General features: G+C 44.6%; 18 protein-coding genes and 1 pseudogene. 15 read left to right on the top strand and 4 right to left on the bottom strand.

The window, feature by feature from the left end; all coding sequences use genetic code 11:
- Positions 1-280 precede the first annotated feature (280 nt).
- The 6 genes and pseudogenes from PLA01S_RS03000 to PLA01S_RS02975 all read left to right on the top strand — a co-directional run bounded on the left by PLA01S_RS03000 (position 281) and on the right by PLA01S_RS02975 (position 6,572).
- A pseudogene (locus PLA01S_RS03000) lies at positions 281-1,621 on the top strand (erythromycin esterase family protein).
- A gap of 544 nt (positions 1,622-2,165) precedes the next feature.
- Positions 2,166-3,245 (top strand): DUF3048 domain-containing protein, encoded by a 1,080-nt coding sequence (locus PLA01S_RS02995; RefSeq protein WP_127589987.1) that lies wholly within the window; start codon positions 2,166-2,168, stop codon positions 3,243-3,245.
- Positions 3,246-3,476: 231 nt separating this feature from the next.
- On the top strand, positions 3,477-4,091 hold the full coding sequence (locus PLA01S_RS02990; protein ID WP_053489885.1) for a DUF47 domain-containing protein: 615 nt from the start codon (positions 3,477-3,479) through the stop codon (positions 4,089-4,091).
- Between the two features lie 14 nt (positions 4,092-4,105).
- Positions 4,106-5,095: an inorganic phosphate transporter gene (locus PLA01S_RS02985; RefSeq protein WP_127589986.1), complete on the top strand. Its 990-nt coding sequence runs from the start codon at positions 4,106-4,108 to the stop codon at positions 5,093-5,095.
- A 99-nt stretch (positions 5,096-5,194) separates the two neighbouring features.
- The gene (gene corA / locus PLA01S_RS02980; RefSeq protein ID WP_127589985.1) at positions 5,195-6,151 is read left to right on the top strand and encodes a magnesium/cobalt transporter CorA; all 957 of its coding nucleotides are present in this window, start codon (positions 5,195-5,197) and stop codon (positions 6,149-6,151) included.
- Between the two features lie 118 nt (positions 6,152-6,269).
- Positions 6,270-6,572 carry a hypothetical protein gene (locus PLA01S_RS02975; RefSeq protein ID WP_127589984.1) on the top strand — a complete coding sequence of 101 codons (303 nt, stop codon included), beginning with the start codon at positions 6,270-6,272 and terminating at the stop codon, positions 6,570-6,572.
- A gap of 216 nt (positions 6,573-6,788) precedes the next feature.
- On the opposite strand, the gene PLA01S_RS02970 is transcribed toward PLA01S_RS02975, so the two are convergent.
- Complete coding sequence (locus PLA01S_RS02970) at positions 6,789-7,397, bottom strand: hypothetical protein (RefSeq protein ID WP_127589983.1); 609 nt, start codon at positions 7,395-7,397, stop codon at positions 6,789-6,791.
- Positions 7,398-7,684: 287 nt separating this feature from the next.
- Between PLA01S_RS02970 and PLA01S_RS02965 the strand changes: the two genes are divergently transcribed.
- From PLA01S_RS02965 to rlmD, 4 genes are all read left to right on the top strand, one after another.
- A complete protein-coding gene (locus PLA01S_RS02965; protein ID WP_053489879.1) occupies positions 7,685-7,975 on the top strand; it encodes a YerC/YecD family TrpR-related protein in 291 nt (96 codons plus the stop codon).
- A gap of 3 nt (positions 7,976-7,978) precedes the next feature.
- Positions 7,979-8,743, top strand: coding sequence for a sirohydrochlorin chelatase (locus PLA01S_RS02960; RefSeq protein ID WP_127589982.1), 765 nt, complete (start codon positions 7,979-7,981; stop codon positions 8,741-8,743).
- Between the two features lie 18 nt (positions 8,744-8,761).
- Complete coding sequence (locus PLA01S_RS02955) at positions 8,762-9,643, top strand: diacylglycerol kinase (RefSeq protein WP_009592325.1); 882 nt, start codon at positions 8,762-8,764, stop codon at positions 9,641-9,643.
- A gap of 400 nt (positions 9,644-10,043) precedes the next feature.
- The gene (gene rlmD / locus PLA01S_RS02950) at positions 10,044-11,633 is read left to right on the top strand and encodes a 23S rRNA (uracil(1939)-C(5))-methyltransferase RlmD (RefSeq protein WP_127589981.1); all 1,590 of its coding nucleotides are present in this window, start codon (positions 10,044-10,046) and stop codon (positions 11,631-11,633) included.
- A 456-nt stretch (positions 11,634-12,089) separates the two neighbouring features.
- On the opposite strand, the gene PLA01S_RS32980 is transcribed toward rlmD, so the two are convergent.
- A complete protein-coding gene (locus PLA01S_RS32980) occupies positions 12,090-12,416 on the bottom strand; it encodes a DNA/RNA helicase domain-containing protein (RefSeq protein WP_164817281.1) in 327 nt (108 codons plus the stop codon).
- On the opposite strand from PLA01S_RS32980, the gene PLA01S_RS02940 reads away from it, so the two are divergent.
- The 4 genes from PLA01S_RS02940 (at position 12,406) to PLA01S_RS02920 (ending at position 16,605) form a co-directional block, all read left to right on the top strand.
- Positions 12,406-13,101 carry a hypothetical protein gene (locus PLA01S_RS02940; RefSeq protein WP_127589980.1) on the top strand — a complete coding sequence of 232 codons (696 nt, stop codon included), beginning with the start codon at positions 12,406-12,408 and terminating at the stop codon, positions 13,099-13,101. The genes PLA01S_RS32980 and PLA01S_RS02940 overlap by 11 nt on opposite strands.
- A 170-nt stretch (positions 13,102-13,271) precedes the next feature.
- A complete protein-coding gene (locus tag PLA01S_RS02935; RefSeq protein WP_127589979.1) occupies positions 13,272-14,177 on the top strand; it encodes a hypothetical protein in 906 nt (301 codons plus the stop codon).
- Between the two features lie 640 nt (positions 14,178-14,817).
- The gene (locus PLA01S_RS02930; protein WP_127589978.1) at positions 14,818-15,612 is read left to right on the top strand and encodes a hypothetical protein; all 795 of its coding nucleotides are present in this window, start codon (positions 14,818-14,820) and stop codon (positions 15,610-15,612) included.
- A 756-nt stretch (positions 15,613-16,368) separates the two neighbouring features.
- On the top strand, positions 16,369-16,605 hold the full coding sequence (locus PLA01S_RS02920) for a hypothetical protein (protein ID WP_127589976.1): 237 nt from the start codon (positions 16,369-16,371) through the stop codon (positions 16,603-16,605).
- A gap of 344 nt (positions 16,606-16,949) precedes the next feature.
- On the opposite strand, the gene PLA01S_RS02915 is transcribed toward PLA01S_RS02920, so the two are convergent.
- The gene (locus PLA01S_RS02915; RefSeq protein WP_127589975.1) at positions 16,950-17,450 is read right to left on the bottom strand and encodes a stalk domain-containing protein; all 501 of its coding nucleotides are present in this window, start codon (positions 17,448-17,450) and stop codon (positions 16,950-16,952) included.
- A gap of 542 nt (positions 17,451-17,992) precedes the next feature.
- Positions 17,993-19,471: a DNA-methyltransferase gene (locus PLA01S_RS02910; RefSeq protein WP_127589974.1), complete on the bottom strand. Its 1,479-nt coding sequence runs from the start codon at positions 19,469-19,471 to the stop codon at positions 17,993-17,995.
- A 195-nt stretch (positions 19,472-19,666) separates the two neighbouring features.
- Between PLA01S_RS02910 and PLA01S_RS02905 the strand changes: the two genes are divergently transcribed.
- Positions 19,667-20,122, top strand: a complete 456-nt coding sequence (locus PLA01S_RS02905; RefSeq protein ID WP_127589973.1) for a BglII/BstYI family type II restriction endonuclease — start codon at positions 19,667-19,669, stop codon at positions 20,120-20,122.
- The last annotated feature ends 9 nt before the right edge of the window (positions 20,123-20,131 follow it).

Below are 20,131 nucleotides of genomic sequence, written 5' to 3'. Positions count from 1 at the left end.
TATGTACAAAATACGACTTTTTGATGTGATTGGATAAGGCTCGTCCTCATGCTTCATTTCGGCAGTCCTACAATGAGCGAACGGCTTGATCTCCCACAGTATGGCTGAGGGTATGTCATATCGGGCAGTAACATTCGGTCACTTCTTTGGGAAGGCGTGTCATATGACATTTTGACACTGTTGCACATGACAACGAGTGCATTAGGATACAGAAGAGAGTTTTGGGAACTAGAATATCTCTTATCAAACCAAATCATAAAGTATTTAAGGAGAGGATTTTATGAAAAAGAAAATGGTTATCGCAATTGCTGCTTCGATGATCACTTTAACTAGTTTTACAGGAAGTACTAATGCAACTTCCGAAAGCAGAAGCTTCTGTTACAGCTCCCTACAACATTAATCAAATAGCCGAACAGATAAAATGGTTAGAAAAGCATGCAATGCCATTAAAGACAACGGATCCAGCAGCATCTCTTCATGATTTAACTCCACTTAAGATATGGTAGGATCGGCTACAATTGTTGGTTTAGGTGAAGCGACGCATGGAGCTCATGAAGTTTTTACCATGAAACATCGCATTGTTAATTATTTGGTACTTGGAATGGGCTTTAACGCCTTAGTGTTAGAAGAGGGATGGGACAGAGCATTGGGACTCGATCGCTATGTTCTTACGGGTAAAGGGGACCCAAGCCAATATCTATCGCCTGTATTTAATACGAAAGAAATCATAGATCTACTTCAATGGATACGCCAATATAATGCTGATCCAAAGCATAAATCCAAAATACGGATCATCGGGATGGATATACAAACAGTAAACGAGAATGTGTATAACAATATCATAGAGTATGTAAAGAAACATAACCCAAAACTTGCAACACGTTTCGAAAAAAAGATGAAAGGCCTTATTCCTGTAACAAAGGATATAGATACCTATGGCGGCCTTAAGAAAGAAAATAAAGAGCAATATGTTTCAGATGCGAAACAAATCAGTGCTTTATTAGAACAAAATAAAAGTAAGCTGAATGGAAAATCCCAAGAGTTCGCATGGATCAAACAAAATGCACGTATTATCGAGCAATTTACGACAATGGCAGCCGCATATCCTGATAACCAGAAAGACTTTTATTTGAAACATGATATTGCCATGTATGAAAATGCGAAGTGGACAGAAGAACATGTAGGAAAAACAATCGTGTGGGGCCATAATGGACACGTTTCGAAAACAAACATGATCCCTTTCGTATACCCTAAAGTAGCTGGGCAGCATTTAGCAGAACATTATGGAAAACGGTATGTATCCATTGGAACATCGGTCTATGAGGGACGTTACAATGTTTATAACAGTAACCAAGAATTTGGGCCCTATGGAACATTAAAATTAGATGACCCGAATAGTTATAACTATACGTTTGGACAAGTCAATTACGACCAGTTTTTTGTTGATTTACGTAAGGCAAGCGGAGTGACAAAAACTTGGCTAAACGAGCAACATCCCGTTTTCGCTGGAATAACTATGGTAGGTCCAGATATCCCAACAACTGTTGATTTATCATTAGGTAAAACATTTGACATTATCGTTCAAATTCAGAAAGTGAATCCATCTCAACTGAATCAATAAAATCTTAATTAAAGTACAAATGGATGAGTTTTGAAGAAGCAAAAGAAAAAGTCTAGTCAACGATGAAGTCCTTGGATTTATTGATTTGTAAAGAGACAAGAACATGTTTAAAAGTCGCTTAGTTGCGGCTTTTTTTTGTTTTGACGATTTATGTTCTTGTCAAAAACCAATTTGAACATTCCAGCCACCAGATACGTTGATCAATTACATATGTCCCAAATACAGCCTTTGACTAAGCAAAGAAGAAAAGGACCTGCGGTGTCAGGTCTTTTTCTTCAGGGAACATCGAAGACTTGCTTTAAGAAATCGGGTTACCTTTGATATTCATCTGGATGTATCCCCTTCTATATACAGACAAATCACGATACAGACAAAGCACGGATTTTGTGATTAAATGTAAACTAAAGTTGATTGTCGGTTGGAAATTTCGGGGAAATAGGTTGGAAATTTAGGGTAATAAGTAATGGGAGCGTTCATAGGGGGAAACCATATGCATAGCAAAGGGTCTTTGTCTTTCCAAAAATTCGCGTGGAGGACAAGCTTAATGTCGATGGCGACAGTATTGCTGCTGTCGGGCTGCGGAAGCGATAAACAGCAGGCGGAGCCTGCTCCGGCACCGGTGGTGGAGGCTCCGATCGAGCAGCCGGTCGAAGTGCCTCAAGAGGAAGCGTCCTCTCCATATAAGGCACCGCTGACCGGAATGCCGTTAGAAGCGTCACTGACGCAGCGGCCGCTGGCCGTTATGATCAATAACGCACCGGCGGCAAGGCCGCAGTCGGGTCTGGGACAAGCGGACATGGTGTATGAAGTGCTGGCGGAGGGAGGGATCACGCGACTGATCGGCATATTCCAAAGCCAGAGCGGCATTGAGAAGATCGGGCCGATTCGCAGCATTCGTCCTTATCTGATCAATCTAGGCGAGAGCTACGGCGGCGTGCTTGTACATGCTGGAGGCAGTCCTGAAGCTTATAGCATCATCCAACAGCAAGGCAAGCAGGATATGGACGAGATCGGAAATGCAGGCGCCTACTTCTGGAGAGACAAGGAGCGCAAAGCACCGCATAATCTGTATTCCAGCGACGAGAAGCTCCGTGAAGGAGCAGCCAAGCTCAACTATGGCAACGACGTGAAGGTGCCGCAATATTCGTTCTATTCGGAGCCGACCGCTGCAAGCGGCGATAGTGCAGAGGGAACGGCGACTGTGGAGGTTGTTTCCGGTGAACCCGGGGAGAAGGTAGAAATCAAATTTTTACTGGACAGTTATGTGGTGGCTTATCAGTATGACGGTTCGTCCAATACGTACAAACGGTGGGTCAATGGATCGCCGCATGTGGATCTCAACGATAACGTACAGCTGGAGGCCGCGAATGTAATCGTGCTCGGGGCTGATCATAAAGTGCTGGATGATGTGGGCCGGCTTGCCGTGAATGTCGAAGCGGGCGGGAAAGCGATGCTGTTCCAGCGCGGAGAAGTCATCGAGGGGCAGTGGGTACGCGCAGCGGGCGATGCGATCCGTTTTGTGAAGGACGGCAAAGAAGTGCCGTTGGTACCGGGAACGACGTATTTCAACATTGTGCCGAATTCGCCTTCTTTTGAAAGCCATGTGACGATCACGAATTCTTGATACATTAGAAGTGGATGAAGGATGCTCTGTCGGGATAATTTGCACGTCTACGGAGATGTTAATAGGCAAGGGAAATGAAACGATATCCATGCATCTTCTTTTTTGTTAGTTCCTTACATTTTTGAGTGTTACTTTTCTATACACACCCTGCCATGGATGTGATAAGATAGTCAAGGTTGTCTATCTTTTGAGGGCGTTCGCGGCAATTTATCGAAAAAAGGGGTTAAGAGTATGAAATTGAAGAAGAAGGATATATTCTTCCAAACGCTGGAGAATATGGCCGATACGGTGGTACAAGCCGCAGATTATTTTTCGCAGCACGTTTCCAATCTTCAAGATGTGCTTGAATTTGCCAATGAAATGAAAAAATACGAGTCCCAGTGTGATACCTATACGCATACCATCATTACTGAGCTCAACAAAACGTTTATCACGCCAATCGAACGCGACGATATTATGGACCTGACAACCAGCATGGACGATGTGATGGACGGATTGGAAGCAACTGCATCCCGTTTCTATATGTACAATTTGGGGAAACCTGACGAGTACATGGTACAGTTTGCCGAAATTTTGCGTCAATCGGCTTACGAAATTCAGAAGGCCATTCATTTGCTCTCTCAGAAGAAACTTCTGGCTATTCGTGAGTACACGATCCGCTTGAACGATCTGGAGAACCAAGGCGACGAGCTGCTGCGCATCTGTATCAAGGATCTGTTCGCCACCGTCTCTGACCCGATTCTGCTGATCAAGAAAAAAGAGATTTACGAACGTCTTGAAACGACCACGGACACCTGCGAAGACGTGGCAAATATGCTGGAATCCATCATTATGCGCAACTCGTAAGGGAGTCCTGAACAATGGATACAACGATGTTAGTATTAGTAATTGTTGTTTTTTTGGCGCTTGCATTTGACTTCATCAACGGGTTCCACGATACGGCGAATGCCATTGCAACGTCGGTATCAACCCGGGCCTTGAAGCCCCGGGTAGCCATCTTGCTTGCAGCCAGCATGAACTTCATCGGTGCGATGATGTTCACGGGTGTTGCCAAAACCATCGGCGGCAGTGTCGCGGATCCGACAAAGCTGGATAACGGGATCGAGGTTGTTATTGCAACATTGCTTGCAGCCATCATCTGGAACCTGGTTACCTGGTGGTTCGGATTGCCTTCATCCTCTTCCCATGCCCTGATCGGGGCATTGGCCGGTGCGGTATTCGTCGGCGCGGGAAGCGACATGCTGAATTATGGCGGATTTAAGGATATCGTCTTGGCGTTGATCCTGTCGCCTATTCTTGCGTTTGTGATCGGTTATGTGGTCATGCAGCTGCTGAAGTTCATCTTTGCGAAACGCAGCCCGCATACGGTGAATAAAGGCTTCCGTACGATGCAGATCTTTACGGCAGCACTGCAATCCTTCACGCACGGTACCAACGATGCACAGAAGGCGATGGGGATTATCACCTTTGCTCTGGTTACCTCCGGTCAATTGACGGAGATGGAAGTTCCGCTCTGGGTTAAAATTTCGGCAGCGACAGCGATGGCGCTCGGAACCTCGGTGGGCGGCTGGAAAATCATCAAGACCATGGGTACGAAAATTTTCAAAATCGAGCCGATCAACGGCTTCGCAGCGGACTTCTCGGCCGCATCCGTCATCTTCTCGGCGACGCTGCTTCACTTGCCAATCAGTACGACGCATGCCATTACGTCGGCGATTCTTGGCGTAGGCTCAGCAAAACGCTTCTCCGCCGTGAAATGGTCCCTGGCAGGACGCATCGTAGTGACCTGGTTTATTACGATTCCGATTACGGCTGTACTGGCAGGAGTCATCTTTAAAATTCTTTTCTAAAACTTACACATAGATAATGGATAGTTGTGGGGCCAATCAGGAATCGATTGGCTTTTTTTGTTTAACGAAACCGAAGGTGCAAAGGAAGGAGAGCTTGTCATGATTCGCACGTTAGCTATTACGCCAAGCTATGAAGCGGTAATCGGGCTTCCACTTGAAGAGATTCGAATCGAGGATTATGCCTGGATCTGGGCCGATTTCAGTGAGCCGACACCAGAGGAAGCGCGGAAGCTGGAAAGTTATTTTCACTTTCACCCGCTGGCGGTGGAGGATTGCCTGCACATCCTGCAGCGGCCGAAGCTGGATTATTACGAACAGATGCAGTTTTTTGTCCTCCATGCCCTACAGCAGGATACCCTGCAAGCCGTTGAGGTGGATCTGTTTCTTGCACCTTCGTTTATTGTCTCCTTCCACCAGAAGGCACTGCCCGAAATGAATGATGCTTGGGAACGTGTTGCCTCGGTCGCTGGTAAGGGTCCGCTGGGCCAGGATGGTCCGAGCTTCACGGCTTATACAATCATGGATAAGCTGGTAGATCAGTACTTCCCAAGCTTGTTTGCCATCGAGGATGAGCTGGCCGAGCTGGAAAGCCAGGGGGAGAAGGATTCAGTCGAGGATCTAATGAATCAGGTATTCGCGCTGCGTTCGAGGCTGCTTCGCCTGCGGCGGACGGTCGTGCCGATGCGGGATCTGCTGTACCGGATCGTGAACTCGCAGCATTTGCAGCACCACGCGCACCATGCTTATTTTTCCGACATCTACGACCATCTGCTGAAGCTGGCGGACATGATCGAGGCCGACCGCGAGATGACGGCGGATCTTCGGGACAGCTACATATCGGTGAATTCGAACCGGATGAATACCATCATGAAGACACTAACGGTGATCACGACCATCTTCATGCCGCTCACCCTGATTGCCGGGATATATGGGATGAATTTTCAGAACATGCCGGAGCTGGAGTGGCATTACGGATACTTCTTCGTGCTGATCCTCATGTTTGTGCTCGGCGGCGGCATGGTGTTGTGGTTTATGCGTAGAGGCTGGTTTAAATAGAGAGGTCCCGGTTATCTAAAATGGGAGAAGGTTGTCCCACACCACAAGGCCGATGCTAAATCGTTGGGGTTTCTTGTTCCTCCGTAAGGGGTAAAGGCTTGCAGAGGAGGGACTGCATATGAAACTCAGGCTCAGACCACATCCCAAGAAGCGTTCATCGCGTCAACCAGATGAGCCTTTGCGTTCCCGGCTGCTGCGCCGGATGCTTCGATTGGCATGGAAACGAAAACGAAAGCTCGCCGTGACGAACCGCTATGAGGTGGGCATGGTCATCAGCGAGATTGCGACCGTTCTGTATCTGATGGGCAGCATTATGATGCTGCTGCGTTCCGGTCTGCGCGGCTCCTATTGGTTCCGGTTAAAATCACTCGAAAACGTCGAGAATAAAGAAGCCGGCCCCGAAGAGGACTGGACGCGCTGATGAGGATATCATAGTGTTGATGAAAAGGATATGGCTCCAGTCTAGGGTAACCGACTGGAGCCTGCTGCATGATGTATGATGGTTCGGATGATCCCGCCCATGGTGAGCTTCAAACGTATCTGCTAAACCAATCGTGTCAGATATCCTTCGATGATCACAGGCTGCGGTGTTTCTGAAATTCATGGCAAAGGTTTAAAGTCTACCGATTTACATAGGTCAACGGCGACGTCTGCCTTTACCGGATGTTTTGCGCGAACCGGAGCGGCGCCGGCTTCCCGAGGAACGGCGTCTTCTCGGTTTATATTCGTTGCCGTCTTCATTTTGGTCCGTAAATGCGCTTGGAGAGGAACCGCTTCCGCCCCCGCTTTTCTTCTTGCTCAGTGCGCCTGCAAGCAGAGAGACCATAGGCGCAAGCTGCTGGAAGCCCTGCATGACCTTTTGTATTTTGCCAATGTTGTTGACGATGCCGTCGATGCCCCCCATCCGGTCGATGAGGCCCTTGATATCGCTCATATTGTTGACCCCGAGCCCGCCGAGGAGCTTGCCTAATCCGCCCCCACCGCCGCTGCCGCCTCCTCCGCCGAGGAGACCAGCCAGACCGCCGCCGCCGGAATTCGTGGAGGGAGCCAGAGCCGAAGCCGAAGCCTCCATGTCCGTTATACCGTCGGTATATGGATATAACGCGGTTTCACCGACTTCCGGATAATCGCTGTATGGCGTGATGCCAGGGTATGGCGATGGCGCCTGCGGCAGTGATTCATATTCATTAAGCGAACGCTGGTTGTTAGTGGGTCGACGGTGATAATAGTGAGAATGACGCGTCATGATATCACTTTCCTTTTTGAGTTAAGATACTATACTGTATGATACGGGCGGGCGATGGGTTTAGGCGGATGTCCCGATTTTCGGGATAGGAGCGGAATCGGGCGATCGCCTAGGAAGATTTTGGCGAGCACTGAAGCGTGAAATGTGAGCGTGTATAAGGGATGCTGCCCCTGGGTAATGGTTGTCCTGTAGTGCGTGAAATCGTTAATGCTTGAAAATACTATATCCGCTCGGGTACAATGGGAGTGCGAGTGTTATACACAGTAACAATAGGGGATGATCATCCAGTGCAATTAAAGAAGCTAAATGATAAAAGCATCGATCAATTATTCGAAGCGATATTAACCCTGGGCAGTGTGGAAGAGTGCTATGTATTCTTCGATGATCTCTGCACCGTTAACGAAATTCAGTCCTTGTCGCAGCGGCTGGAAGTGGCGCGCATGCTGGGCAAGGGATGCACATACAACCAGATTGAAGCAGAAACGGGAGCCAGCACCGCAACGATTTCGCGCGTGAAGCGCTGCCTGAACTACGGCAATGACGGATATAAAATGACGCTGGAGCGTTTAGGACGTTAAGATATGACGAAACCGGGTGTGCTGGTTATCAGTCATGGTTCACGTGAACAGAAATGGGTGTCGCTTGTGGACGAAGCCGTCCACAGATTGGCCTCTCATATGGATATACCGGTCGTCTCTTCGTACCTGGAATTGGTAGAGGGCCGTCTGATTCAGGACGGCATCACGGCCTTGGAAGACCAGGGTGTCACCGACATTGTGGTCATTCCGCTATTTGTCTCGTCCGGCAGCACACATGTCGATGAAATAGCTTATGCTATAGGAGCGAAGGCCGTTCCGGACATGGAGACGGACCTGGCGCCGTTTCGGGTCCAGTCCCGGGTTCATTTTGGTACGCCGATGGACGACGCCCCAGAGATTGCGGCCATGGTATGGGATAAAGTAAAAGAGCTGTCCGTGAACCCGGCGAAGGAGGTTATTCTCCTTGTCGGACATGGCAGCCGGCATGATCTGTTTCGCAGCCGCTGGGAAAAGGGTATTAACTCTTTGGCACAGCGAGTTAGCGAGGTAAGCGGAACTAGCGCAGATTATGCTTTACTCAGTCCCGGCGATGTTCGGGACAAGGTGACAGCATGGATGGAGCGCGGCTGCGATGTGATCGTAGCTCCGCTTTTTTTAAGTGAGGGGTATTTTACGGAGAAGGTTATACCCGATCGGCTCGAGGGGCTTGAATGCCGATATTCCGGCAGAACCTTGCTTCCGCATCCGCTGCTCCCGCAGTGGATGGAGTCGCAGGCCAAACTTCTTCTTCTATCCTTGAAATCATAAGTAGGTGGCGTATCGTTAATGAGAAATGCAAGGTTAATCTATAACCCAACCTCCGGCCGGGAGGAAATGAAGCGTCGGCTTGCTGATATATTGCACCGTCTGGACAGTGCTGGCATCGAAACCTCCTGTCATGCAACAACCGGAGAGGGGGATGCGACCCGTGAAGCGGCAGATGCCGTCGAACGCGGATACGATCTTGTGATCGCAGCCGGCGGAGACGGTACGCTCAATGAGGTCATCAACGGGATGGCCGGCAGGGATAACCTCCCGCCGCTCGGTATTTTCCCGCTGGGCACCACAAACGATTTTGCGCGGGCGCTCGGCATCTCGAAGAACTGGGAGGAGTACTGCGATCTGGTCATTCGGGGCGAGACGCGTCCGATTGACGTGGGCAAAGCCAATGATCGTTACTTCATCAATATCGCGGGCGGCGGTACGCTGACCGAGCTCACATATGAGGTGCCAAGCAAGCTGAAGACGATGATCGGGCAGCTGGCGTATTATTTGAAGGGGATCGAGAAAATGGTCAGCCTCGCGCCGCAGGAGCTCATCATCAACGCCAGCGGTCATCCGGCGATCCATGACGAATTCATGGTGTTCCTCATTGCGAACAGCAACTCGGTCGGCGGCTTCGACAAAATCGCGCCGGGCGCGAGCATTGATGACGGCTTGTTCGACGTCATTGCCCTGCGCAAGTGTAATCTGGCGGAGTTCGTACGCGTGGCTACGCTAGCTCTTCGCGGCGAGCATATCAACGACAAGCGTGTCGTGCATTTCCGCACCGACTATATGGAGGTCGTCTCCCCGGGACCGGTTCAGCTGAACCTGGACGGCGAGTTCGGCGGTGTCCTGCCGGGCACGTTCCGTGTCCTGCCACAGCATTTGCGGATTTTTGGCTGAGATGTTTGGCTGGTAGAGAGGCGTAAGGCATCGGGGCGCGTAAGGCGTGATGGTTGCTGCCGATGGCTCAGTGTGTGGACTGTTAGCATTAGCGATGGATAGGCGATTGGGGCGATGGGCCATGGAACGAGATGGATCGTGCCGAGATCTCCGCTTAAGCTCCCGGTTGTTGTAAGTAAATGATTGGATTTGCAGGCTGGATGGATTGAATAACATACGAGGCTCCCGTATAATGATGGACGTGAGCTTGTGCGCTAAGCTCCCTTGGGGGAGCTTTTTGTTGTTTAAGCGAATGAAGGTTAACGGAAGATCATCCGTTTCGATTATGGATAGGATGCCGAATGGGAATATAGATTAGTAGTAAGGGACAAGTTGAACGGAAAGAAGTGAACAGCACATCATGAAGAAGAACCGCAAGGGAAGCGACACGCGCCGCAGCGGCAAACCGGCGGCTTCGGCGGCCATCCTGGACCTGCCGGTGGCCAAGAACGACGAGGTCGTGATCGATATTATAGGAATGAACCATGACGGGGAAGGGGTCGGCCGCGCAGACGGCTACACCCTGTTCGTTCAGGGTGCCCTGCCGGGCGAGAAGGCCCGGGTGAAGGTGCTCAAGACCAAGAAGCAGTATGGCTACGCCAAGCTGTTGGAACTGGTTCAGCAGAGCCCCAATCGCATCGCGGCTCCGTGCCCCATCTACGACCAATGCGGCGGCTGTCAGCTGCAGCATATGAGTTATGCCGGTCAGCTGGAGTGGAAGCGCCAGCTGGTGGTGGACAACCTGGAGCGGATCGGGAAGCTGCGGGTGGTGCGTGAGGCGGCAGGTGCTGGAGAGATGCGTGTGGGCGACGAGCGGAGTGGCACAGATGGTGGAGGGGACATTGAGAATTCTGAAACCAATTGGGTGAATCCTGCCGTGTCCGGCGTTGAATCAGATCAAGAGGGGATCCTCGTGCGGCCGACACTCGGTATGAGCGAGCCTTGGCGCTACCGCAACAAGTCCCAGGTGCCGATCGGCGTAACGGAAGGCGGCCTGGTCGGCGGCTTCTACGCCCGGGGCAGCCACCGGATCGTGGACATGGAGACGTGCCTCATCCAGCATGAGCAGAACGACGAGGTCGTTAGCCGCGTCAAAGCCATCGGGCGGAAGCTAGGCATCACCGCCTACAATGAAGAGACAGGTCAGGGCCTGCTTCGCCATGTCGTGGTGAAGATCGGCTTTGCTACCCGGGAGATGATGATTGTGCTCGTCACGAACGGCGAGCGGATACCGCGCGTGAACGAGTGGGTCGCTGCGATCCGTGAAGAGCTCCCTGCCGTGGTAAGCGTTTGTCAGAACGTGAACACACGCAAAACGAACGTGATTTTCGGGGATGTTACCCGCGTCTTGTGGGGGCGCGAGGTTATCCATGACTATATCGGTGATGTGAAGTTCGCGATATCTGCGCGTTCCTTCTACCAAGTGAACCCGGCTCAGACCGAAGTGTTGTATGGCAAGACGGTGGAGTATGCGGGATTAACCGGAGCGGAGACCGTGATTGACGCCTATTGTGGCATCGGAACGATATCTCTGTTCTTAGCCCAACATGCCAAGAAGGTGTATGGGGTCGAGATCGTGAAGGAAGCGATCGAGGATGCACGTGCGAATGCAGAACTGAACGCTATGAAGCATGTCGAGTTTGAAGTCGGCGCGTCCGAAGACGTAATTCCGTGCTGGAAAGAGCAGGGCATTGAGGCGGACGTCATTGTGGTCGATCCTCCTCGTAAAGGGTGTGACCCCCGCTTACTGGAGACGATTCTTGAGATGAAGCCGGAGCGGGTAGTATACGTGAGCTGTAATCCGTCAACGCTGGCAAGGGATTTGCGTGTGTTGGAGGACGGCGGGTACCGGACGGTGGAGGTTACGCCGGTGGATATGTTTCCGCATACGAGCCATGTTGAATCTGTTGCGTTATTGGTTGATAATGATACAGTTTCCGAAAACCATTGATGTATAAAGGTTTTCGGTGTAATACAGTTTTGATGCAAATAGTAATACAGCGATATTCTTGTGTCATTGATGTAAATTGGATGTAAAAAAATCAGCTGTTATGTTGGATGATAACCTATAAGAACATGAATAAACGTGAAAAGACGCTAGGTGCGGCATGTCTCGGATAACCCTGACTTTTTAGTTCCTCATATTCCTTTGCAGCTGTATCTACATCCGCGTTTAAAATGACTTCAATCCATGGTGTGGTATTAATGAAGTTACTTCGAATAGATGTATCTAAATGTAAATCCTTAAAATACTGGACATTATCAAATTCTTGTAAATGTTTCACTAGCTCTTTTGAAGCACAAATCTCCCAATCTTGATAATTTCCTGTACGCAGTACATCTACCCATGTATCAAAACCGTCTTCTTCTCCTAAATAAATATTTTGGCCAAAACCAATAGAACCGATTACATTGGGAATCTATATTGGTTCATATGCTCAAAATTCCAGGCTCTTTGTGCTTCATCAAATAAGATAGTTGGAATTGAAAATTCATTCCGAATAGGGGTTGATTTGAATTTATCATAAAACTCACTTTTGTAATTCTTGACCCCTTTAATAAAAGAACTTCCTTCATTAATAGAATTATCTCTACTCAATACATGGCTTAGTGTATAAACAAGTGGATCGTTGCCCGATAAGAATAAATTCAAATGATATGCAGTATAAAGTAATGATAGTGTTTTACCAGCACCTGGCCCCCCGGTTAAGGACCCGACATTGGTGGAGTACAATGATTTTAAATGGGGAGCAAAACTTGAAGATATAAGCCGCTTAGGTGTAATTATTCATCCTAGCGTCGCAGATCATCCTAAAACGGATTTTATTGAGGCATCTTTACAAAATGAACGGGTGACTAGGGAGAGAAGAGATACCGGGGTATGGATCAAATTTGAAGGAAATAGTGATGATCGGGTACCGAATAATGAAATATACCTCGAGCGGAAGCGAGCTCACTATGATGATATGGACCGAACCTACTTCCGGCGCCGACCGTCAGGAATAAAAGAGGGCCATTTGATCTTCATGGCAGTTGTGAGTTATGACCCACATGGGATTGGCACACCAATGATTGTTGGTTATGCAGAAACGGAAGGTTTTAAATCTGAAAATGAAATTGGCACGGATAATAATTTCTATAAACAAACTGCTGGTCGGTACCCGTACTATGTGAAGCTGCATAGCGGACGATTCCTGCAAGCTCCCATGAAGTATGGTGTATCTTTAATCGATCTCTGTCGAGATTTAGGAGTTGAATTATACCCTGCTCTTAAAAAGCACCCATCGGAAATATTATCTACTCATCATCAAAAATCACATATTCAGATTACGGAAATCGCTAAAGATTACTTAATCAATAAGCTAGAAGAGAAATTCCGAAAGCATGGAGCTGTGATTGAAGGGACATTTGCAGAATAGCAATACGTTACTTGTTGAGTTAGAAAAAACGTAGATCAGGAACAAGTATTCAGCAGATGGCGGAAGATGGCCTTATATGTAGGGGAAGTCGAAGTCGTGCTTTTATATATGTTTATAAGCATAAAGTTGTGATGATACTACAACTAAACAGAAAGAGGAGGAGTTAATGCTTGGGGAGTGTCATATTTACAAAGTCGAGAACAGCTGAGTTTACTGAAATGCCGCTGGAAGAGACTTTTCAATGGATGGAGAAAATTGGCTGCCATCTGGCGAATGAAATTGGTTTTCTAAAGGACTTTGTACAGCAGTACGCCGAAGAAATAGGTGAGCTACTGAGCGGGGAGACGATTTCACGGTTCAAAGGTGTTGCTATGTCTCTTAAGTACCCTTACGAGAATTTTAAGGCATATGAAGATTCCGAAAGACGCCACCATGTGGAGCAAGGGTTTCTTGTTCAGAGCTGGTCTTCGTTAGGGTCCCTTTTAGAGAGTACCCTTCAAATCTTTTTAGCTATTCATTACCGTGACTATGTAAAAAGTGAATGGTATAAATGGGATCGGGACGCCATTCAACAGATCTCTGATGAGTTGTCGGGCGGATTCAAAGAGTCCTTAACGAAACTGGTCAAGGAAAATGAAGATGGGGGAAAGCCCGGGTTGACTAAACGGATTTTAAAGAGCTTCTTGGAAAAGGCCAAAGGGATTTTGAAAGATAAATTGGAAGATCCTAGGATCGAAAAGATTAATTTGTCGGACTTAATAAATTTCTACTTCGGTCAAGGGGTAATACAAGATACCGAATACACTCAAGGCGATTTAGATAAGATCCGAGGATATCGGAATGCCATTCACGCATTCCAAAAGAGAGAGATAGGTTCCTGGGAGGAGCTCAATAAGCATATCAAGGATCTAATCCTTCTATCCATTGACATGCTGTACCGCCTTCCCGACATCCCCCAAGAGGTACCGCTACCTGATTGGTATGTTGAGAATAAGTCATCCATAATCATGCAGGAGCACAAATGGTTTCAATATAAGATGGAGTTAACTTTAGATGAAACTAAAACTACATCCTAGTCATCGAAGTTGATGTAAATCTGATGTAAAAATTCAACATCAATACTCGTGTTGCACCATATAGGAGCAGGACGAGCACAATAAAATTCAATAAATCCAAGGTTTTATCGGACTATAACAGATTATAACCTAAAAGGGTTGTAACCCGCATACGGTGCATGTGGAGAGTGTGGCGGTGTTGGTGAGGGAATAGCAGACATTTGTGAAGAGGAGCGGATGGCTCCTCTTTTTTCTATTAAGGGGTTTTGAAACGCAAATAATATGGCTATTGTTAGAAAGTTGCATTTCGTTCCTTGTACTGTCTAACTGCTCAGGATTAATTAAAACTCTCAAAAATCCCTAGAACTTTTCGAGGGGTTATACATCGTGCGTATGGCATGTAATATGGTATAATTTAACTGGTGTGTGTAAGGAGGTTTTACTAAGTGAGATTAATATTGGAAGGGACGGAGTGGCACAGCGAGTTCGTCTCATAATGCGTAATACTAAAATCAGGTTTTTTTCCTACCGAGGTTATTCCAAAAATTTAACTGATGATTCTTGGAAATCAATTAGATAAACATATAAGTAATACTCAGGATCAACAAGCATTTGGAATTCCGATTGGTCAGATTCATCTTTGAAAGTTAAGCCTGGGGGTTTGAGAAATGAGAAACGGAAGAGTTGCACCTTTTTTAGGGGGGGATTTAAAAAGAAGGCAGAAGGATACAAACATCATGCCGAATATAGCGTAGTCAACAAACCAAGAGTAATTGTATGTTCCGGTTGCGGAGCTGAGAATTTAATAAACGATAATTCTGTCTGTGAGTATTGTGAATCAGCTCTAATTTATATCGAAGATGATAAAATACTTCCCTCTGCTTTAGCTTCGCACACTCAAAATCCGGCAGAACACTATGGGAATTTATATCATACACCCAATACGTATACATTAACCACTGGCTTTTATACTGTAGGTTTAGATATCCCTGTTGGTAAGTGCGATGTTATTGCTATTTCAGGATTCGGAAATCTGTACAGTTCAGATTACAGAATAAATGAAGTGCTTGGGATTGAAGAAGAATATGTATCATCCTTCAACGGGCTGAAACTGTCGAAAGATATCACTCTGATTCTAAGTGGAGAGTTGACGATAAAAATTGTTTACAAATCAGTTGATGGCGGTTTTTCGGGACGTATCTATGATATGTCTAGTGCAATTAACCTTTCAACCGGAAATTTTGAAGCCGGTGAAGATTTCGAAGTCGGTACGTATAACATCGTGGCAGTTTCAGGCTCGGGCAATCTTTATTCCAGTGAAGGTGATGTGAATGAAATATTGGGTTTCGAAGATGATGTTGTACAAGAAATTAAGAATGTTTATTTACCCAAAGGTTCCGAGCTATCTCTGGTAGGAGGTTTGTCAGTTAAACTGATACCTGCGATGCCAAAGTGATTTCAGACGGTACTACTGTCATATGCTTGATGGAGATTAATGCCGTCGTATTTGGTGTGATACAATGAGATACATAATTAACCTTTATAAAAGGTAGGAGATTTAGGTAAAGGTGTTCTATTTTAATGACAAGAGAAATTAATATCCACCCAGGAACATTTTTACATGGCAGTAAAACTTCCAAGAAACCTATTTAGCTCTTAGAGGAAAGAGTATTTGAGCTACCAGAGGGAACATATCCTTGGATTAAGATGTGAGATTATTTCAGAATGGGTTTGGAAAGAATAGAATCTTCATTTATGTTGTTGATAAATGGGCAAGGTGAAGTTCTGGATAAAATATTATAGAATCAGTTTAAAATGATTTAAGAAATACAATGATTAATACCTTTAATCGTGTACTGGATTTTATTGTACGGCTCACTTGGATGTTTTTAATTAGGAGAGGATACTTGTGGCGACTTATCAGGAAATACAGAAGTATATTAAAGAAAACTATGGTTATGTAGCTAAGTCTTGTTGGATCGCTCATATGAAAGAAAAGTGTGGTTTTAAACCAAATATGTCGCCAAACCGGCTCTCGTCCTTAAGTAGAAAATACCCTTGTCCGGAGGAGAAGCAAGAACATATTAAGGTTTCTTTTAGGCACTTTAAAATGTTTTAGTTAAGTAACATCAGCCAATAGGTGGTCTTCAAGTTCCCAAACAGAAAAGTGTAAAGTTTTTATTGTAAACTAAAATTGGAAAGAGGAAATCAAATGCTGTCCAAAGGCGATCTAGGTAGGCTTATTGTTGAATGTATCAAACAAAAAAATGGAAGAGCAACAGTCTTAGATGTAAGTAAGTACATTTGGGCTAACTATGAGGATCAGCTTAGACAATCTGGAGATCTATTTTATACTTGGCAGTATGACTACAGGTGGCAAGCAACGGAGCTTAGAAAAAAAGGAATTCTTAAACATTCAGATAAAAGAGGTTATTGGGAACTGGTATAATTTTTAGGTGAATACGCGGCATATGGTCGACAGCTATTCAAGCATGCATCGAACCACGCATCGTGCGCAAAAGGAGAAGTGCGCACGATGTACAAAATGAATTATTTAGCATGTGATTATGAAATGATTGATTATATTAACATTGGAAATCAATATAGTTGCCCTATCCAAAATTTTCTTATTAAAAAAATCTATTAAACTTCACTGAATTGAGAAGGAGGCAGTTATATAAACTCGACTCTTTATCAGTTGAATGTTATAAGACGATTTTTAATTTCATGGTAATACTTTATCTATATTGAATGGCCCATAGGCAACAAATGCGCATATTATTCTCCAAAAAATCACAATTCTTTTATCTCACCTGTAATAATATCCATCTTTGATATTTTTCCTGTTGATTGATTTACGTAGTAAAAACCATAGGTCACAATGTAATCGTCATGATCCTCAAAAACACGTATTACAAAGCTATTATTTTCAATACCCTGGAGCATAAAGTTAAGCGATAATTTATCAGCTTCTTTCTTTATTTTGTTGTACACCAATTCAAAAGCATGTTCCTCGGTTATTTTTGTCTTTGGCTGCTTGCCTATGTACAAATTATTGCCTTGCAGTGAGACTTGTTTAGCTATTGAATTGCTAACGGATCGTGCTGGTATATAGGTTGTCCCATTATAGATCAGAGCATTGGTTGAGGTTGTTTTCTTTCCATCTATATAAAGAGTGACCTTTTTCACTACTGCTCTAACTATTGTGTTATTACCTGCAGCATAAGCAGTTACCCCTGTTAACATTGATCCAATTGTAATTCCAATTACTAACCCTTTTAACTTATCCTTCATGATTCATAACCCCCTTTTATTAGATGTAATAAGTTAAGTTGTTAGACAACATATGCAGGAGTACACTGAAGTTTCCATGCAGATTAATGAGTATCAAAGAATTTCCTGATGGCCGAGAAATATAGTTTCGCAGAACTTTTTACGGAGTTCATGGGTTCAAAATATTTGTAAGTATGTTTTACGTGTAGATTGAGTTAGAAGGATTCCTAATATGAAGAGCCAGAACTAGACAACAATAATGTTCTGGCTCTCCGTTTATCAGTTCCTTAAAATACAATCAGTGAACAAGGCAAATAGATGTATAATTCAGCTGAGGCAAGTTTTGTTTTTCAATTGTTAGAAATGATTGCCGAGGGCAGTAAGGAAGTTGATGAAATGATATTTTGAATATACTATTTACCCTACGTTATTAATACTGTTGTTCCTCCAACTCTCTTATAATCTCAAACCAAACCGAAGATCTTGAAGTGCCCTTGTTAATTTTAGTTTGAAATAAAAGGTGAACCATGCACAAGAGAAACTAAGTCTCCTGTAAGGTTAGGCTAAGCTTGATTTTCGCTTAACAATGACGCTAACAGGGATTTTTTTTTATATTTATTAGCAGGTATCATAGAGTATTCATCTTCTTGAATACATACATTTGAAAGTATTGGAGGTATGACTGAATCAGAAGACTGAGTTTCAGGACTAGTGGTTAATGAACAAATCTCTTTGTCATTAACTTTCCGATCAAATTTCTTAGTATTCCCTAGTGTGTATACATACAAGTTATCTACATAGTAATGATTCAAATTGTTTAGAAATTCATGTTTGCTTACTAGTTCGACTTCTGTTATCAACCCATACTTAGTGAAAGGAGCTTTTGATGATATATCGTTAATTCTCTGCTGAACTTCAGCACGTTCATTATCATTTCCCGTGAACAAGATAAAATATTTCATAGCTCCGATTACTTTATTTCTTCTTTTTGGATTGGATTCTTCTTTGGGATCACTCTCAAAACTAAGGGCAAGAATACATGAAAAGTTCCACAGAAGTGGATTCTCCCCATTAAACAAATCATCTTTACGAAGCCTCATCAGAAGTGCTTTGGGATATTTTAATTTGCGTAATTTATATATTGCATTTTTCATCCTTGTCTTAAGATGCTCCTGCAATTGATAAAATTCATCAATCTCTTCCCATCGTTTGGCGACTAAGGGTTTTGTAACTTTATAATAGATAGAACGATAGTGCTCATTTGTGTCTAACCCCAAATATCTACGTTTTAATAATTCTGATGTTGCTAGTAGTACTCCTGTGCCTGCAAAAGGATCGAATACAACGTCATTGACATTTGACGATAACTTAACAATTCTCGCCATCATCTCTGGCGGAAATGGGCAAGCGTGTCTAAATTCTTCCTCATAATCTTGTTTATTCCCCCAGCTTCCTTGTGTAGGAATTGGAAATCTCCAAATATTCTCGGGAACTTTACCATCGGGGCTGTATCTCTCAGGATAATCTAGCCACCATTCTTGAAGTTTCTCAACGCTTTTTATGGTATCAATATTATAATTGTATTCATTAGATTTAGTGAAAAACAGGATGTACTCAAATATGTTCCTCATTTTCCCCTTGCTTGACCAAGGTAGTGTCTTTCCTTTATCCCATATTATTATATCTTGGTGGATCCAACCTATTGATTCTAGTATCCTGCAAATATCATCTTGAAGTCTAATAACCTTCCCATTCCGTTTAATAGTATCGATGTTTACGTATAATGATGCGCTAGTTTTGGATATGTTGTATACTCCCTGGAATGTTCTTCTAAGACTCTCTAAATATGCATCATAACTTTGACCAAATCCCACTTGTTCTATATCACCGTATTTCTTAGCATCCCAATAAGGAGGCGATGTAACGGTGAGATCTACGAATGGTGTGCATTCATTGAAGTAATGTTTTATTTTGGTGGAATCTCCAATGATATATGTGTTTAGCTTCGTTAGGCATAGCTCTTGTTCGTTAATAATTGACATTTTCTGATCCTTCCCATTAACGTATCATTATTAATTATATTATAACAATCAATCGACACAAGATCCAGTAAAAAAGGAAATATGAATCGAATGTTGAAGTATGATTATTATAATTCAACTTGTTTTATAGTTCGATAGATCTACATATGGTAAAATTGGGGGTGACACATAATATTCCATCTAAGGGTTGAGAAGATGAAACTGATTAGCACGTTCTCCCATCATTATGGAGAAGAAGAGTGGTTGAAACGAGATCTTCACCAATGGGTTTGTTCGATTTGTAACCGAGACAATCTAAATGTTACTCGAACAAAAGACATACATCAGCATTTTAGAGATGAGTTAACTAATGCCGGATGGTCTGGTCCAGCAAAAGTTTCAATTGATAGTAATCTATCGGTGTTCTCATTAAAAGCAGACTTAGCATTTCAAGTACAGTTGGGGAATATAAGTAGATGCGCGTATGATTTGCTGAAAATACAATATCTTTATCAGTCGGGAAAAATAAATGCTGCTGCCCTGGTGCTTCCAACAAATGAAGCTTCAAAGAAAATAGGAACGAGTTCGGCTAATGCAAGTCGAATTTGGAATGAAGTTCAGATATTTAATAGGGTTATTACTGTACCCATCCTTATACTTGCTATTGAATAGGAGATGAAG

It is taken from the genome of Paenibacillus lautus NBRC 15380, assembly GCF_004000945.1.
GTDB classification, from domain to species: domain Bacteria; phylum Bacillota; class Bacilli; order Paenibacillales; family Paenibacillaceae; genus Paenibacillus_AQ; species Paenibacillus_AQ lautus.
Note: the sequence above shows the minus strand (reverse complement) of the source record. Positions and strands in the feature narration are given on the sequence as shown.

Coding starts and splice junctions, on each gene's coding strand:
- PLA01S_RS02955 (WP_009592325.1), top strand. CDS start 8,762: ATGAGAAATGCAAGGTTAATCTATAACCCAACCTCCGGCCGGGAGGAA.
- PLA01S_RS02960 (WP_127589982.1), top strand. CDS start 7,979: ATGACGAAACCGGGTGTGCTGGTTATCAGTCATGGTTCACGTGAACAG.
- PLA01S_RS02970 (WP_127589983.1), bottom strand. CDS start 7,397: ATGACGCGTCATTCTCACTATTATCACCGTCGACCCACTAACAACCAG.
- PLA01S_RS02905 (WP_127589973.1), top strand. CDS start 19,667: ATGAAACTGATTAGCACGTTCTCCCATCATTATGGAGAAGAAGAGTGG.
- PLA01S_RS02920 (WP_127589976.1), top strand. CDS start 16,369: ATGCTGTCCAAAGGCGATCTAGGTAGGCTTATTGTTGAATGTATCAAA.
- corA (WP_127589985.1), top strand. CDS start 5,195: ATGATTCGCACGTTAGCTATTACGCCAAGCTATGAAGCGGTAATCGGG.
- PLA01S_RS02915 (WP_127589975.1), bottom strand. CDS start 17,450: ATGAAGGATAAGTTAAAAGGGTTAGTAATTGGAATTACAATTGGATCA.
- PLA01S_RS02975 (WP_127589984.1), top strand. CDS start 6,270: ATGAAACTCAGGCTCAGACCACATCCCAAGAAGCGTTCATCGCGTCAA.
- rlmD (WP_127589981.1), top strand. CDS start 10,044: ATGAAGAAGAACCGCAAGGGAAGCGACACGCGCCGCAGCGGCAAACCG.
- PLA01S_RS02910 (WP_127589974.1), bottom strand. CDS start 19,471: ATGTCAATTATTAACGAACAAGAGCTATGCCTAACGAAGCTAAACACA.
- PLA01S_RS02995 (WP_127589987.1), top strand. CDS start 2,166: ATGTCGATGGCGACAGTATTGCTGCTGTCGGGCTGCGGAAGCGATAAA.
- PLA01S_RS02990 (WP_053489885.1), top strand. CDS start 3,477: ATGAAATTGAAGAAGAAGGATATATTCTTCCAAACGCTGGAGAATATG.
- PLA01S_RS02985 (WP_127589986.1), top strand. CDS start 4,106: ATGGATACAACGATGTTAGTATTAGTAATTGTTGTTTTTTTGGCGCTT.